11 protein-coding genes and 1 riboswitch are annotated in these 15,971 nt (G+C 50.8%); of the genes, 5 read left to right on the plus strand and 6 right to left on the minus strand.

What is annotated here, in order from left to right:
• Positions 1 to 279: 279 nt before the first annotated feature.
• Positions 280 to 510: riboswitch (cobalamin riboswitch) on the plus strand.
• 154 nt (positions 511 to 664) lie between these two features.
• The 4 genes from ACAN55_RS03190 to ACAN55_RS03205 all read left to right on the plus strand — a co-directional run bounded on the left by ACAN55_RS03190 (position 665) and on the right by ACAN55_RS03205 (position 6,907).
• Positions 665 to 2,650, plus strand: a complete 1,986-nt coding sequence (locus tag ACAN55_RS03190) for an anaerobic ribonucleoside triphosphate reductase (RefSeq protein ID WP_379127994.1) — start codon at positions 665 to 667, stop codon at positions 2,648 to 2,650.
• Positions 2,647 to 3,162, plus strand: coding sequence for an anaerobic ribonucleoside-triphosphate reductase activating protein (gene nrdG, locus ACAN55_RS03195; RefSeq protein ID WP_379127997.1), 516 nt, complete (start codon positions 2,647 to 2,649; stop codon positions 3,160 to 3,162). Before ACAN55_RS03190 ends, nrdG begins: the two co-directional genes overlap by 4 nt.
• Before the next feature lie 103 nt (positions 3,163 to 3,265).
• A complete protein-coding gene (locus ACAN55_RS03200) occupies positions 3,266 to 5,599 on the plus strand; it encodes a ribonucleoside-diphosphate reductase subunit alpha (RefSeq protein ID WP_379128696.1) in 2,334 nt (777 codons plus the stop codon).
• Positions 5,600 to 5,875: 276 nt separating this feature from the next.
• On the plus strand, positions 5,876 to 6,907 hold the full coding sequence (locus ACAN55_RS03205; protein ID WP_379127999.1) for a ribonucleotide-diphosphate reductase subunit beta: 1,032 nt from the start codon (positions 5,876 to 5,878) through the stop codon (positions 6,905 to 6,907).
• A gap of 86 nt (positions 6,908 to 6,993) precedes the next feature.
• On the opposite strand, the gene ACAN55_RS03210 is transcribed toward ACAN55_RS03205, so the two are convergent.
• Together ACAN55_RS03210 and ssuE are read right to left on the minus strand one after the other, a co-directional pair.
• Positions 6,994 to 7,128, minus strand: coding sequence for a hypothetical protein (locus ACAN55_RS03210; RefSeq protein WP_379128001.1), 135 nt, complete (start codon positions 7,126 to 7,128; stop codon positions 6,994 to 6,996).
• A 382-nt stretch (positions 7,129 to 7,510) separates the two neighbouring features.
• Positions 7,511 to 8,065, minus strand: coding sequence for an NADPH-dependent FMN reductase (gene ssuE, locus ACAN55_RS03215; RefSeq protein WP_379128003.1), 555 nt, complete (start codon positions 8,063 to 8,065; stop codon positions 7,511 to 7,513).
• A gap of 379 nt (positions 8,066 to 8,444) precedes the next feature.
• Between ssuE and serS the strand changes: the two genes are divergently transcribed.
• Positions 8,445 to 9,734, plus strand: a complete 1,290-nt coding sequence (gene serS, locus ACAN55_RS03220) for a serine--tRNA ligase (RefSeq protein WP_379128005.1) — start codon at positions 8,445 to 8,447, stop codon at positions 9,732 to 9,734.
• 127 nt (positions 9,735 to 9,861) lie between these two features.
• Here the strand turns inward: serS and ACAN55_RS03225 are convergent, their stop codons facing one another.
• The 4 genes from ACAN55_RS03225 to ACAN55_RS03240 form a co-directional block, all read right to left on the minus strand.
• A complete protein-coding gene (locus ACAN55_RS03225) occupies positions 9,862 to 10,665 on the minus strand; it encodes an AAC(3) family N-acetyltransferase (protein WP_379128007.1) in 804 nt (267 codons plus the stop codon).
• 37 nt (positions 10,666 to 10,702) lie between these two features.
• Positions 10,703 to 12,250, minus strand: coding sequence for a response regulator transcription factor (locus ACAN55_RS03230; RefSeq protein ID WP_379128011.1), 1,548 nt, complete (start codon positions 12,248 to 12,250; stop codon positions 10,703 to 10,705).
• On the minus strand, positions 12,247 to 14,151 hold the full coding sequence (locus tag ACAN55_RS03235; protein ID WP_379128013.1) for a sensor histidine kinase: 1,905 nt from the start codon (positions 14,149 to 14,151) through the stop codon (positions 12,247 to 12,249). The genes ACAN55_RS03230 and ACAN55_RS03235 overlap by 4 nt, the downstream gene beginning before the upstream one ends.
• Positions 14,152 to 14,212: 61 nt before the next feature.
• Positions 14,213 to 15,904 carry a type 2 periplasmic-binding domain-containing protein gene (locus tag ACAN55_RS03240; RefSeq protein WP_379128016.1) on the minus strand — a complete coding sequence of 564 codons (1,692 nt, stop codon included), beginning with the start codon at positions 15,902 to 15,904 and terminating at the stop codon, positions 14,213 to 14,215.
• Positions 15,905 to 15,971 lie beyond the last annotated feature (67 nt).

Genomic DNA, 15,971 nt, shown 5'->3' on the forward strand with positions numbered 1-15,971 from the left:
ACAAACAGACCCAGTTATGGCTATACACGGGAGAGGAGAACCAGGACCAATGTACCCCCGAACAAGCGATCAAATTTTGGAGTGATTGTGGCATCTTTGCGGAGGTTTTATGAATCATTTTTGGCGGCTTCTCCTTCTTCCTGTGGATCAATTGTGGATTACCTGTGGACGGGCTGTGGATCAATTGTGGAGTACTTTCGCGAAGTCCGCATCCGGCGCGGATTTGTGAAAAACATGTTTACAAACACAATATATTGGGTTAATGTTATTCAACAACAACCAAATATAGTGGACACAGGCGCTTTAATTCGTTGATCGGATTTCAGCTTAATAGGGAAGTGCGGTGCAAATCCGCTGCGGTCCCGCCACTGTGAACCGGCTGCCCTCCGGCATTTCATGCCCAGGAGTGGACACCTCTGCAAGCAGAAACCACTGGGATGGCAACACGCCCCCGGGAAGGGGCTTGAAGAGGCCGGAAGCCAGGAGACCTGCCTGTATCCTTACGACACCATCTAATAATCCCTGCGGAGAACAGGAACGGTGTCCGAATGCGAACCAAATCAAGACAAGCCGCACGATCCGATGGGATTGCTGCGTTTACGCATACGGGCATTTCCTGCTTCCGCAGGAAATGCTTTTTTTATATCGAGAGGAGAACGGTACAATGACCTTGCTGGAGAAACGGTACAACGGCACACCAGATACCACGGAAGTTCTTTTGGAGGAAGTAGTCAGTCTGGGACGCGATATTATTGACAGCCTGGACCTGGATTTACTGCGCGAGAACGCCAATTTGAACGGAGAAAGCTTCTCCGGCAAGATGAGCAAGTTCGGCAGCGAGTACTCCAAATGGTACGCCCGTAACTTCACCATGCCGCCGCAGCTCGTACAGGCCATCGAGGACAATGTAGTATATGTGCATGACCTGGACCAATATGCCATCGGGACCACCAACTGCATTTTCATTCCGTTCGCCAAGCTGCTGCGTGAAGGCTTCAACACCGGGAACGGCAGTGTCCGCCCTCCTAATTCCATTATGACAGCGATGTCTCTGGTCGCGATTATTTTCCAGTCCCAGCAAAACGCACAATACGGCGGCGTATCAGCTAATATGCTGGACTATGATCTTGCTCCTTACGTCACCAAATCCTTCGCCAAGCTGTTCCGCAAGGGACTCGAGTATTTTGAAGAAGGACAAGCTGGCGACATTTCCGGTGATATCTCAATGAGCCGCAGCGACCTCGCGGAGCAGTATCCGAGAGCCTTCCGCTTTGCCCAAAAAGAAACCGAGAGCGAAACGCTGCAGGCCGCTGAAAGCATGATACATAACCTGAATACGATGTCCAGCCGCTCCGGCGGACAAATTCCTTTTACTAGCATTAACTACGGAACCTGCACCTCCCCTGAAGGACAGCTCGTCATCAGCTCCCTGCTGACGGCAACTATGAACGGGCTGGGCAGCGGCGAGACACCGGTGTTCCCGATCCAAATCTTCAAATGCAAACAGGGTGTCAACCAGCAGCAGGGCGATCCCAACTATGACCTGTTCCTGAAGGCTGCCGAGTGCTCGGCCCGCAGATTGTATCCGAACTTCGCCAATCTCGACGCGCCGCTCAACATGCAGTACTATGATCCGGCTGACCCGGATACAGAATTTGCAACCATGGGCTGCCGTACCCGGGTACTCGGTGACCGCTTCGGACGTAATCACTGCTCCGGTAAGGGCAATCTAAGTTTCAATACACTGAATCTTGTTCGGCTTGGTTTGGCCCATGGTACGGCCACTGGACGCCGCCTTGTCGCTGATGAAGATGGCTTCTACGATGATCTGGACTATTACATGGATATCGCATTAGAGGGACTTCTCCACCGTTTCCGGATTCAAGCCGCCCAAAAAGCCAAAGCCTCCGATTTCATGATGCGCGAAGGCGTCTGGGAAGGCGGCGAGACACTGGCAGCGGATGACCATGTTGGCGAGCTTCTGAAGCATGGCAGCCTGTCGATCGGTTTTATCGGAATGGCAGAGTGCATGAAAGCAATGTACGGCAAACACCACGCCGAGGACATGGATGTCCATGCCAAAGCCCTGGCGATCGTCCGCCATATGCGCGAATACTGCGACCGCAAGAGTGATGAGCTGAATCTGAACATCACCTTGTTCGCTACTCCGGCCGAAGGATTGTCCGGCAAGTTCACCAAGATTGACCGCAAAGTACTGGGCTCTATCCCTGGCATAACTGACCGGGAATATTATACGAATTCCTTCCATGTTCCGGTCTATTACGACCTGGCAGCTGCCCGCAAGATCAGCTTGGAAGCTCCGTTCCATGAGCACTGCAACGCCGGCGCTATTTCGTATGTGGAGCTGAACGGTAATGCCCGCAGCAACCCGGCGGCTTTTGTCAAAATCATCAAGTATGCCCTGGAGCAGCAAATCAGCTATTTCAGCATTAACCATCCGATTGACCGTTGCTCGAGCTGCGGCTATGAAGGCGTCATCGGCACGAACTGCCCATCCTGCGATGCCCATGAGGATCATGTGCATATCCGCCGCCTGCGCCGCGTGACTGGTTACTTGACCGGAGACTATCAAACCCGCTTTAATGCTGCCAAACAGGCAGAAGTAAGGGACCGGGTTAAGCATCTATGAACATTTGCGGATATTATCCGGAATCCATTAACGAGGGAGAAGGCATGCGGGCCGTGATTTTTCTGAGTGGGTGCCGCCATCGCTGCCCGGGCTGCTTCAATCCCGAGACGTGGAATTTTAATTTCGGGGATGTGTTCACACCGGAAAAGCAGTCGGAGATCATTGCCGAAATGGCTGCCAATCCGTTGCTGGACGGATTAACGCTTGCCGGGGGAGATCCCTTCTTCTCGGCAGGTGAGGCCGCGGAGTTCATCGAAGAGCTCCGGGCCACCCTTCCCGGGTTCCCCGTTTGGATCTACAGCGGATATACCTATGAAGAAATCACAGCAGTCACCGGCTCGCCGGAATATCGCCTGCTTGAGTTGTGCCAGGTCCTGATCGACGGACGTTTTATGCAAGAACTGAAAGACACCACTCTTCCCTACCGGGGAAGCAGTAACCAGCGAATTATCGACATCCCGGCCAGCCTCACGGCGGCGAATGTTGTTCTTTGGCAGCCCTCTGCACTCTAAGACATTAAAGTCATTGTAGTCATTTCGGGCTGCTTTTTCCGATCCTATAGTTCAATTTTTGATATTGAAAATTAATTCCATTCCAGAAGGGAAGCTGATCTTTATGCCTCAAGTCGTAGTGAAACCGGACAACCGCCAACTGGCCTTTGATGAAATTCGTCTCTCTGTCTATGCCGACCGTATCCTGAAAGGACTGGATCAGCTAAGCAAGGAAACACTCCTGCGCGGTGTGCAGTCCAAGCTGCGCCGGGAGCAGGTCAGCGGCGATGAAATCAGCAGTGCTTTTACAATGAGTGCCCTGGAGCTGGTAAGCAAAGAAGAGCCGGACTGGAAGTTCGCCGCCGCCCGTTCCCTGCTGACCTCCCTGTATAAGAAAGCTGCCGTGAACCGCCGTTACAAAGCTTACCCGGAAGAGCCTTACGGTGAGTTGTACCCACTGATTGCTGATCTGGTCAAAAAAGGAATCTACCGCGAAGAGCTCCTGACCTGCTACACCAAAGAACAGATCGCCGAGCTTGAAGCCAGTATTGATTACACCCGTGACCTGCTTTTTGACTACATCGGGCTGCTCACCCTCTCCGATCGCTATCTGGCCCATGACTTCGACGGACGCGTTATGGAGCTGCCCCAGGAACGTTATATGGTCATTGCCATGTACCTGATGCACCGCGAGCCGGAAGAGAAGCGCATGGCGCTTGTCAAAGAGGCGTACTGGGCGATGAGCAATATCTATATGACCGCAGCGACCCCAACCATGTCCAATGCTGGCAAAAAAGTCGCCGGGCAGCTCTCCAGCTGCTTCATCGACACGGTGGATGACTCGCTCGAGGGCATCTTCGATTCCAATACCGACGTGGCCCGGCTAAGCAAAATGGGCGGCGGTATCGGCGTCTACCTGGGTAAAGTACGGGCCCGCGGCTCTGATATCCGCGGTCATAAGAATACCAGCTCCGGCGTCATCCCTTGGATTCGCCAATTAAATAACACCGCCGTCAGCGTGGACCAGCTGGGCACGCGCAAAGGCGCCATCGCCGTCTATCTTGATGTGTTCCATAAAGATATTCTCGCCTTCCTCGATCTGAAGTTGAACAATGGTGACGAGCGGATGCGCGCACATGATGTGTTCCATGGCGTCTGCCTGCCGGATCTGTTCATGGAAGCCGTTGAAGCACGGGGACACTGGAACCTGTTCTGTCCGCATGAGATCAAGAAGGTGATGGGCTGGAAAGATGAGAATGGCCGGGCGCTGGGTCTAGAGGATTTCTACGATGAAGAGCTTGGACAAGGGGCCTTCCGGGAGAAATATGCCGAGGCCAGTGCGAATCAGGAATTATCCCGCATCACGGTTCCAGCCATTGATATCATGAAGCGGATTATGAAATCGCAACTGGAGACCGGCACACCGTATATGTTCTACCGGGATACGGTGAACCGGGCGAACCCGAACCGCCACGCGGGAATGGTCTTCTCCTCCAACCTGTGCACAGAAATCATGCAGAACCAGTCGGCAACGGTAGTAGAACAGGAAGAACTGGTGACTAAGGACGGTCAGACCCGGATCGTCATCTCCAAAATTCCCGGTGACTTCGTCGTCTGCAACCTGAATTCGATCCATCTGGCCCGTGCGGTTCCCGCCGGAGTCTTGGAACGTCTCGTGCCAATCCAGGTACGCATGCTGGATAATGTCATCGACATCAACAATATTGAAGTGCTGCAGGCACAGTACACCAACAGCCAATACCGCGCCGTCGGTCTCGGCACATTCGGCCTGCACCATCTGCTTGCCCTGAAGGGCATCCGCTGGGAGTCCGAAGAAGCCGTCGAATACAACAACCACCTGTATGAGCACATCAACTATCTGCTCGTGCGTTCAAGTATGGAGCTGGCCCGCGAGAAGGGCCGTTATCCGAAGTTCGCCGGATCCGACTGGGAGAGCGGTGCCTACTTCACCTCACGCGGTTATACCAGCGGAGAACAGGAAGGTAAATATGTAACCACCGAACAGTGGCGTGAGCTGCAGCAAGAAGTGGCCAGAGATGGAGTCCGCAACGCCTGGATGTTCGCCATCGCACCGAACGGCTCCACCTCGATTATTGCCGGTTCTACCGCCAGCATCGATCCGCTCTACGAGCTGCTCTCCTACGAGGAGAAGACAACCTACAAGATTGCGAACCCTGCGCCGGACCTTTCCGAGAAGACGATCTGGTATTACAAGACGGCCTTCCTGATTGACCAGAACTGGTCGATCCGCATGGCCTCCGCCCGCCAGCGCCACGTCGACCAGGGCCAAAGCTTCAACCTGTACGTGCGCCCGGACATCAAGGCCACGGAGTTCCTGGAGCTGCACCTGAACGCCTGGAAGGGCGGCCTGAAGTCGACCTATTATGTGCGCAGCCGGGCATTGACGATCGAAGAGTGCGAGTCTTGCGCAAGCTAAACGGTTCTTTACACTTTAAATTCCGGCGCTATATCCGCCACTACAAGGAATGTTTGGACTTCCGGTCGCTGTTATCCTCAGATTTCCTGATTTAAACCGCTATGCGGTTGAAATCTGAGGATAGCTTATGCTTTCGAAGCGAGCTTTCCTGCGGAAAGCTTTCGGGCGAACGCTATCGCTCCTACAGTTCCAAAATTCCTCTCCGTGGCTCATCGCCAGCCTTTAAAGGCTCCATTCTCCAGTTAGCTTCGCAAAATATAAGGAGGGTAAATATAAATGCAACTGCAAAAGATTTTTAATACCGAAGCGCCGAACCAGTCCACCCGCATTATTGACGGGGAATGCTCGGGCATCCTGAACTGGAACGATATCCGCATGCCGCATATGTACAAGCTGTACAAGGTGCTGCTGCTAAATCACTGGATTGCTGATGAAATCCCGATGTCTAAGGACGCCCAGCAATTTGCGATCCTTGATGCGGAAGAGCAGCGTGTCTTTAAAATCAATATCTCCCTGCTGGCGGTGCTGGATTCTATGCAGACGATGTTCGTCGGCGATGTGAAGCGGTATTTTACCGACTCGTCTCTGGAGGCGATTTCCGCAATCATTGGGCAGCAGGAGGTCGTGCATAACCAGTCCTACTCCTATGTACTGTCCTCTATTGTGTCAGATCGCGAGCAGAAAGAGATTTTTGAATATTGGAAAAAAGACCCTGTACTCCTGGAGCGCAACCAGTTCATCTCGGATATTTATCAGGAATTCCGCGATGAACCGTCGAAGAATACATTCTTCCGCGCTCTAGTAGCAGACCTGATTCTGGAAGGTATTTTCTTCTACAGCACCTTCGCTTTCTTCTACAATCTGGCCCGTGACCAGAAGATGATGGCGACCAGCCAGATGATCTCGTACATCCAGCGGGATGAGAACCAGCACTGCTACTTCTTTGCGGAAGTGTTCAAGCAGCTGCTGATCGATTTCCCGGAGCTGAACACCAAAGAGAACATGGATTACGTGTACCAAACCATCGACCGTGCTGTCGAGCTGGAGACCAACTGGGCGCACTATACTTTAACTAACATTGAAGGTATTGATCTGCGCGAGCTCGGCGACTACATCAAATACATTGCGAACAAACGCCTGACCCTCATGGGTCTGGAAAAAGGCTACCAAGGCGTAGATATCAACTGCATGCCATGGATCAAGCCATTCTCCGATGAAGCGTTGAACGCAACCAAAACGGACTTCTTCGAAGCCAAATCCCGGAACTACGGCAAGGTTGGCGACGATAATGGATTCGACGATCTGTAAAAGCTAATATCTATATGGGCCATCCTCAAGCTATCTGCGGGATGGCCTTTCTATGTCGATGCTTGTTTATAGTAAACAGCTGTTTATTACTGTGCGAAGCCATACGCCCGAATAACCAACCCTTTATTCCCGCTGCCTAACTGCCCGGATGCACGACTACCGAGTACTGAGTACTGAATACTGAATGCCACAACTACCACCAGCACCACCAGTACCACCACAACACCAGCCCACCAACGGTAGCGTCAAGAGTCAAATTTCTTTAGAATTAACAGTAGTTTTTCCTGTTAATGTGGCATTGAGGGGCAAATCCAGCTATTTAACGGGAGAAATTCCAGTTAAATCACCGGAATGCATTCAATTTATAGATACGGCAAAAAGCCCGCTCATCTCCCAAGGGTCGTACAACTCCCCCAGGACCAAAACGGGCACTTTAACATCCATCATTAACTCAACTAATACCCCACCGACTCTTTAACACGCCCTCATTAACTCAACTACTACCCGCCACGCTCTTTAACACGCCACCTTTAACCCCACTACTACCCGCCCACACTCTTTAGCATACCATCATTAACGCTACCACTTCTTGTCCAGCCTCTCTTAAACTTGCTGCTTGCGGGCAACCCTAAGCGATATTTCTTCCGCAAGCTCCGTAAGTGCGGCATCCAGGCGCAGCTTTAACTCTTCGGAGAGCTCAACCTCACCCTGATCGTTGCGTACAGCCTGGGAATCCACCGCATAGACACCACCCAGGATATAACGGGCGCCCAGCACGGACAACACTGGTTTCAAGGCGTAGTCTATGCTAAGCAGATGTGCGAGGCTGCCTCCCATGAAGAGCGGGAGAACGATTTTACCGGCCAGCCCTTTTTGCGGAATCAGATCCAGGAAGGTCTTCAGGACTCCCGTGTAAGAGGCCTTATATACCGGACTTACCACAATAATCGCATCCGCTTCAGCCACCAGACCGTTAGCTTTAATAATTGGATCACTTTCAAAACGGGTCAGGATCAGATCCTCTGCAGGCAGCTCGGCAATATTAATACGCTCTACATCAAATCCATTGTCGCGCGCTATGGCCTCAGCATATTCAATTACCGCATTGATGCGGGATACCAGCGAGGGTGTTCCGTTAATTATTACTATTTTGGCCACATTCCCACCTCTTTCCGTGAACGATAAGCGGACCTGCCGCTAAACCCGAGTAAAATACTTTAAATTAGTAATAATCGTAGCAAAGGGACATCATTGTTGTCAAACATCCCTTGCACTCCGAATCCCCATACGGTATACTAAACGGCAATATCAAATCCAATCAGGCCAATGACCGGCATCCAACCGCGAGGCGTCTGCGACCGGAGCAACCGCTCCCTAAGTTTACCGGATTTCGCCCGTTACCGCGAAGACCAAAGAGGATCGGATTCCCTTGCATTATGGGGTCCGTTCAACCTGGGTGGCACCGCGAGCTGACGCTCCTCGTCCCATGGATGAGGGCGTTTTTTGTATTTTTTTAAACAAAAGGAGCGGGTGCGGTATGCTGGACATCAATTGGATTAGGGAACATGTGGAAACGGTAAAACAGGCTGCAGAGTGGAAACGGCTCAGGCTGCCGCTGGACGAACTGCTGGAGTGCGATGATAAACGCCGGAGACTGATGCAGGAGACGGAACAGCGGCGGGCGCAGCGCAACGGGCTGACCAAAGAGATCGAACGGCATCTCCGGCAGGGAGAACAGGAACAGGGCGAGGCGATCAAGCAGCAGGTACGGGATATCAACACTGCCCTGACTAGCCTTGAGAGTGAGTTGGCTGGAGCGGAGCAACGCTTCCGTGAGCTGATGCTGCTTGTGCCAAATCCTGTATCGGAGGATACCCCTCGCGGCCGAGACGATCAGGATAATGTGGAACTGCGCCGGGTTGGCCAATGTCCGGAATTCACTTTCACACCGCGTGACCATGTAGAACTGGGAGAACTGCACCAGATTATTGACATCCCGCGCGGGGTTAAGGCCGGGGGAGCACGCAGCTATGTATTAAAGGGCGCAGGCCTTTACCTGCATCTGGCTGTACAAAGGTTGGCCCTTGATGTACTAGCCTCGCGGGGCTTCACGGTCATGGATGTGCCGGTCATTGTCCGACCGGAGGCGTTAGAGCGCACTGGCTTCTTCCCGACAGGTATAGAACAGACCTATGAGCTTAAGGGTGAGGATCGCTGGCTGGCCGGCACCTCGGAGGTCTCGCTGGTCTCGCTGTACAGCGACGAAATTCTCGATATGGCAGAACCGCTCCGTCTAGCTGGGATGTCGGCTTGTTTCCGCCGTGAGGTCGGCTCGGCTGGCAGAGATGTGCGCGGATTGTACCGTGTGCACCAGTTCTCGAAGATTGAGCAGGTTGTACTGTGCGCCAATGATGCCGCCCTCTCGGAACATATATTGCAGGAGATCACCGCGAACGCTGAGCATATTCTGGAACTGCTGGAGCTGCCGTACCGGGTGATGGCCGTCTGCACCGGAGATATGTCGCAGAAGACGCACAAACAGTACGATATCGAGACATGGATGCCCAGCAGAGGCAATTACGGAGAGACGCATTCGGCGTCGAACCTGCATGAATTTCAGGCCCGTCGCTCAGGTATCCGGTATCGTGATCAAGACGGGCAGCTGCAATACTGCCATACGTTAAATAACACTGCTGTCGCTACTCCGCGCATTCTCATCCCACTGTTGGAGAATCATCAGCTCGAAGACGGCTCGATCCATATTCCGCTGGCACTGCGTAAATACATGAATGGTCTGACGAAGCTGGAGCTGCCGCAGCAGAGATAATCATTCAATAACAGTCTTAAGCAAACAGACCCTCATTGAAATGTAAAGGCGTTACACCGGAAGAATAATACAAAGGCGGCATCCCGGGTTAACGGAGATACCGCCTTTATATCTTCATCCTGTCCATCTACTTTCGGTTACGCTCCATCCAACCTATCGCATAATCCACAATCTCCCGCTGCGGGATCAGCTGCGCTGCTGCAGCCGCGACCCTGCCACAGATAATAAGCCCGGTATCCTGCTGGAACTGCTCCCCGATTTCATTGAAATCATCCGAATTCCATTCCAGATCCTTGAACGTCACCCACTGCCGAACACCTTCCACCATCATTGGCGTACCCGGGGTTACTTCCTCTTTACCTGGATACGCTGCCCGAAATTCCGCGAGATGCAAAGAAGTATTATTCAGATGTCCCACGCCGAGCAGCAGAACGCTTCCACCCAGCTCATAGATCCGGGCAAGCGGCGAAACCTCGCCAAGCCCGTAATTAAGACTATGATTGCCTACAATTCGGTCCCTGTGTTTGCCCCAAGCAGCGAATGAATGCGTCGGATGTACACTTCGTCTGACTCCTTTTTGCTTACGGAAGCAATCCGGGATTACTCCCATCCCGCGCAGCGGAGTGAGATCAGGATCAAAGGCCGGCATCTGCTCGCGGATCGTCTTCCACCATTCCTTCGGTACCGGAGGATTGATCCAGTCTGCAGGGTCTGACAAGTCCCCGGAATGTGTGGGCATAACTAAGGTCCCTTCCTCCCCGAGAACGCTCTCCAAGGCCAGAATAACGGCAACAGGACCTCCCGCTACCCAGTTTCCCATCGACTTGAAAGAGGAATGCAGCAGCAAAGTCATCCCCGCCCGGACGCCAAGCTTCCGGAAATCCTCCCTCAGTGTTTCAACGGTAATTAAGTCCCCCTGTATTTCTTCCATTCTAAATCCCTCCAAGCTAGCGGCACATCAGATCTGCTTACATCAGCGATTTCGTTCTGTATTCTCCGGGAGAGATTCCCTCTAATTCCTTGAATACGCGGGCAAAATGCTTGCTGTTCTCGAAGCCCACAGCCTCCGAGACCTCCTCCAGTCTGCTGGAACGGCTCTCTGAAAGCAGAAGTTTGGCGTGGCGGATACGCACTTTTTTAAGATAAGTCACAAAGCTCTCTCCCGTATACGCCTTGAAGGCTTCGCTGAAATACGAATAATTCAACGAAACATGATTGCTCACCACAGCCATATTTAGCGGACGGGAATAGTTAGCTTCAATATAAGCCAGCGCCTCTTTCATATCGGCATGTTCCGTATGGGCGGATCTCACTCCCATAATATAATCACTCACACTGGTGAGCAAATGCTCAAGTGCTCGATAATAGTCATGAAAATGACGGAAGTTGTACATATTGCCAACTGAACGGTACAGTTTGAGCACCTCTACCGATGCTTCACCATGAACGCGGAATACCTCATCAAGCACCCGTTCATTCATAGACTGACCTACTTTTTCCAGGTAGGCAAGATCCAGCTGCTGTAAATTCTCCGTCTGAAAGACTGAGGCCAGCAGACCTTTCATTTCTTTCTCCCGCTCTGTACCTAGCATATTGAGCAGTTTACGCAATTCTTCCTCCGGATCCGGAAAGCTGAGCCGGTCCTCTTTGATACTCGCGTAATCCATAAAATTATCCTGCGGGTACAGAAAAAGATATTGCAGCGCGCGGCAAGCATTCAAATAGCATGAACGGATATCTTCTGGTATGGTGCCCTCACTGCTGATTCCAATGAGCAGCCCATTCAAATCCCTGGCCGCTGCTTCTATGGACAGTTCCTCAAATCTCGCCTTGCTGCTTCCGATCAGTACGAGCTTGCCGTCCCAGTCTGTCACAATCTCCTCAAACCTTTGGTCCAGGGGTCCGGTCAGCCGTTCAACCAGTCCCTTCACCTCTTCCGGCTTCATCCGTACTCCATCCGTGTAATAATAATTCAGTACTCCCACGGTAAAAGGCGTCTTAATTCCGTCCAGGGCTTCCGTGAGCTCGCGACCCGGATGAACCTCATGCTGCATGAGGAGTCCGCGCAGGCGGCTGGCACGCAGTTCCTGGCGGAAATGCTCTGCCTTTTGCTCTAGCTTGCGCGCTGTAAGTTCTTTTTCCTTCTGTTCCTGAGCGATACGCTCCAGAATCCCGAACAACTCGTCACGACGGATCGGCTTCAGCAGATAGTCTTTGACACGATAGCGGATCGCACTTTTGGCGTATTCAAAATCATCATAACCACTTAAGATAATTACGGCCGGGCTCTCGTTCTTATCTGCAGATAATCGCTCCAGCAGCGTGATGCCATCCATCACAGGCATACGGATATCCGTAATGATAACATCCGCACGTTCCTGATTATATAACTCCAGCGCCTCTGCGCCATTCCCTGCGAGTGCGATAGAAAACAGATCGGGGTATTCGCGTTCAATCATCGTTTTGAGGCCGACCCGGATGTTCTTCTCATCATCTACTATCAGCAGTCTTCTCATGTATGTTTGTCTCCTGTCAAAAGAACTTTCGGCAGAGTCATGAACACTGTGGTTCCGTTGCCTGCTTCACTTTGTACTTCGAGCCCGTATTCTTCACCATAGAACAGACGCAGGCGCTGATGAACATTCCGCAGACCGATGCCTCCAGCTCTGCGGGCGCCCGCCCCGGTTCCGGGCGGTCCAACCACCGGTTCCTCCGCTTTCATAACCTCGTGCAGGGCATTAAGGCGATCCTGGGATAACCCGCTGCCATTGTCGGTTACGGCAAAGGCGATTTTTCCTTCCGACTCTGATATTTCAATGCAGATATTTCTATTCTCCGTTTCCGCCGCATCACCAGGCCATGCGTGCTTGACGCTGTTCTCCACAATCGGTTGAAGCGACATTTTCAGCACTTCAAGCTCCATATAAGAGTGCTCTATATCCAGAATCAGTGCAATCGGATACTCAAAGCGGATATTCATAACCTCGATGTAATTTTCGATATGCCGGATTTCATCCCGCAGCTTGACATACTCACCGGACCATTTAAAGTTATAGCGCATCATCCCGCCCAGAGAAGTCAGTGCATCCGAAATCTGCCGCTGATTCTCAACCTCAGCAAGCATCTTAATATTCTCAAGGGTATTATACAAAAAGTGGGCATCAATTTGATTGTGAAGCGTGCGTAGCTCTGCTTCTTTCGTTAGCGCCTGCTTATGAACAGCCTGGGCAACCAGCGTATTAATGGTATTCATCAGCTTGGAGAAATGATGTGCCAGTTCTCCAACCTCACCCCCGCCGCGAATCGTGAACCCGCCGTAGGCTTCCCCTCTACGAACCTTCTTCATCGCGTCAGTCAACAGGCGAAGATTCTTCAGGATGAAGGCATTCATCACATAAGCGATGGCGGTTACGAGGGTAACAAAAACAATGTTGGCACCAATAATCAAATTACGTGTATGTGAAATTTCCTGCAGGACTCCATCCATGGATACCACATTAAGCAAATTGGCATGAATTCGATCAATCGGTATATTGATCAGCAGAAAAGATTTTCCGTTCTCTGAATAGTGAATATCCCAATTTCCATTTTCTCCGAACGCCTGAAGACGACTTTTAATAGCCGCACCCATGGCTTCATTCTCAGCAAGGAAAGAATGTTCCCCACGCGTAAATATCTGCATGTCCTCATCGATCAGAATCATCTGGGATTGGCCATTCTGTGCCATGGAGTACGCTCTGGGCGTGAATTTCTCCAGCAGCATATCCACCTGCACCATGCCGACATGATTGTTCGCAGGAATGCTAAGCTCGCGCAGCAGCGATATCTTGGGTGTAAGTGCCGGACTCTGATCCAGATACCGTTTCATCAGATCGGGATCATTGTACTGCAGTGACCAGGACTCGCTTCCCCGCATCTTAATTGCCTTCTGGTACCATCCCTCAGTAGCAACCCGACTCTCCCGGAAGAAAATAGGCCAGATTTCATTACCATTACTCTTGGAGTACAAACGCATATGTTCAACATTGGGATTGTAATACAAGATTCGTGTCATATTTTTAAAATCATTATTATTAAATTCAACTAGCTCTTCCGCATCAGGTTCACTTGTGTTGGATAAATAGTCCCTGATCTCCAGATCGTCATATGCCACTTGTGCCGCACGAACCATAGATTCAATTTGGGTATCAATATATAGGCGCTCCATTTCGAGCAAAGTGCTATTCTTCTCTATCGCATCCCGGACATAGGTACTATTAATTGCCCTATACGAATAAAAGGACACAAGTAAACTGGGTCCCAAAATGATAAAAATATAGGCGGCTATCAAGCGGCTCTGCAGTGAGCGACGCCCAAACCAATACGTAAATGAATCCCATAATGCCGAAGTAGGCTTGCCCGTCTTCATCCTGATCATGACCACCCTTTAAATAAACACCCAAAAGCCCGCGGTCAGCGGGCATTTGGGCAAGCTATAATTACATACCGAGTTTTTTCTTGTTCTCTTCGTATTTCGTTTGTTGGAAGGCTTGAACTTTAGCCAGACCCAGATCTTCTTGCTTCTTGATGTAAGCTGTCCAGATGGAATCAAATTCAGCTTCAGATGGAGCCATCAAAAGCTTAGGCAGCGTTTTGCTGCGCAGATCTTTGATTTTAGATAAGATGATGCCCTCAGGGGAGCTTGCCAGCGGATCGATCTGGTCAAACTCGGAGATACTGTGAGCTTTACCACGTGTCCAGTCTTCAAGCTGTTTGTAAGGCTCTACAGATTTTGGTGTCCATTGTTGAGTAATATTGGTATTCATCAGCATCCAGAAGGTGAAGGAAGAACCGTATTGTTTGTCAAATGCTGCACGGTCTTTATTCATCAGGTCAAAGACTTCTGGTTTAAATTGGTCTTTGCCGTCAATTGTATCATAGCTGACGCCTTTTTCGCCAAGATAAAGGTCTTTGTTGCCTTCTTCACTGTTCAGGTAACTCAGGAACTTAATAGCGCGTTCTTTGTCTTTAACATCTTTGGAGATCAGCGTTACTGTCCAGCCGGAAATAGCAGGGCCGTTCAGAGTAGGCGCATCCAGGTTGGTGTTAGCTGGTCCGTCAACAGCGATATAAATTTTGTTCGGGTCTTTCTGGAACAGTGTTCCGAGTTGAGCCGCAAAGTCGGAACGTTGGTACAGCATTGCGAAGTAACGTCCTTGAACGATCTTTTCTTCCATTTGAGCACGTTTGTCGATAAAGATATCTTTAGCCAGCAAGCCGTCTTGGTTCGCTTGACGCAAAGTCTTCATCCAACGGATATATTCAGGGTCAGTCTCACGGTTGTACAGCTTGCCGTCTTTCTCTCTTGGAATAGCCAGGAAGTTCTGAATGTACTGTTCCAGAGAATCGTTACCGGTTGCGGTAAATTCGTGCAGACCGAGTGGAATCATCGGTTGACCGTCGATATCAGGGAATTTCTCTTTAGCTGCTTTCAATGCGGCCAGGAATCCTTCTGGTGTACGCATGTCAGGGCTACCAATGGCTTCGTAAATATCTTTGCGGACTACGAAGGTTTGGTTGGATACATATGTGTCGCCGTATTTCTCGTAATCTTTAGGAGAGGAGGATGCATTCGGGTAACCGTATACATTTCCGTCTGCTTGAGTGTACCAGCCCAATTTGTCAGGGTCGGATACTTTAAAGAAGTACGGATCATATTCTTCAGCAAGTTTGTTCAGTGGAAGTACGAGATTACCTTCGATCATTTTCTTAACGGCATCTTCATACCAGCCCAATGTAATGAAGTCAGGCAGTTTGCCGGAAGCAATCAAGGTGTTCAGCTTTTCATTTTCATTACCGGCTGGAACGATAAAGTTGATGTCAACGCCGGTTTTCTTAGTAATATATTGGGAAGTTGGATCCACGCCCCATTTATTAGGGAACCAGGCAAAGTTCAGGTACCAGTCGAACGTAATTGGTGATGTATCGGATTTCCAACCCGGTTCATCAGCGGATACTGCTGTAGCTTCCGGTGCTGTTGTAGCTGTTGCCTCTGCTGCGTTGTTTCCTTCTTTGGTGTTGTTTGCGGCGTTGCTGTTGTTATTGTTGCCGGAACAGCCCGCTACGGACAGAACCATGATTAATGCCATAAGCAGCATCATCATTTTCTTTGGTTTTCTTTTCATGCCCATGCTTGTTTACCCCTTTTCTGAGATTGATAAAAAATATAATTTATAACTCCAAGACCGCAGGAGCGGC

Source organism: Paenibacillus oryziterrae (assembly GCF_042610485.1).
GTDB lineage: Bacteria > Bacillota > Bacilli > Paenibacillales > Paenibacillaceae > Paenibacillus_AQ.

What these genes read in the sequence shown, in the direction of transcription:
- serS (WP_379128005.1), top strand. Translation starts at nt 8,445, where the DNA reads ATGCTGGACATCAATTGGATTAGGGAACATGTGGAAACGGTAAAACAG.
- ACAN55_RS03190 (WP_379127994.1), top strand. Translation starts at nt 665, where the DNA reads ATGACCTTGCTGGAGAAACGGTACAACGGCACACCAGATACCACGGAA.
- ACAN55_RS03230 (WP_379128011.1), bottom strand. Translation starts at nt 12,250, where the DNA reads ATGAGAAGACTGCTGATAGTAGATGATGAGAAGAACATCCGGGTCGGC.
- ACAN55_RS03240 (WP_379128016.1), bottom strand. Translation starts at nt 15,904, where the DNA reads ATGGGCATGAAAAGAAAACCAAAGAAAATGATGATGCTGCTTATGGCA.
- nrdG (WP_379127997.1), top strand. Translation starts at nt 2,647, where the DNA reads ATGAACATTTGCGGATATTATCCGGAATCCATTAACGAGGGAGAAGGC.
- ACAN55_RS03235 (WP_379128013.1), bottom strand. Translation starts at nt 14,151, where the DNA reads ATGATCAGGATGAAGACGGGCAAGCCTACTTCGGCATTATGGGATTCA.
- ACAN55_RS03200 (WP_379128696.1), top strand. Translation starts at nt 3,266, where the DNA reads ATGCCTCAAGTCGTAGTGAAACCGGACAACCGCCAACTGGCCTTTGAT.
- ACAN55_RS03225 (WP_379128007.1), bottom strand. Translation starts at nt 10,665, where the DNA reads ATGGAAGAAATACAGGGGGACTTAATTACCGTTGAAACACTGAGGGAG.
- ACAN55_RS03205 (WP_379127999.1), top strand. Translation starts at nt 5,876, where the DNA reads ATGCAACTGCAAAAGATTTTTAATACCGAAGCGCCGAACCAGTCCACC.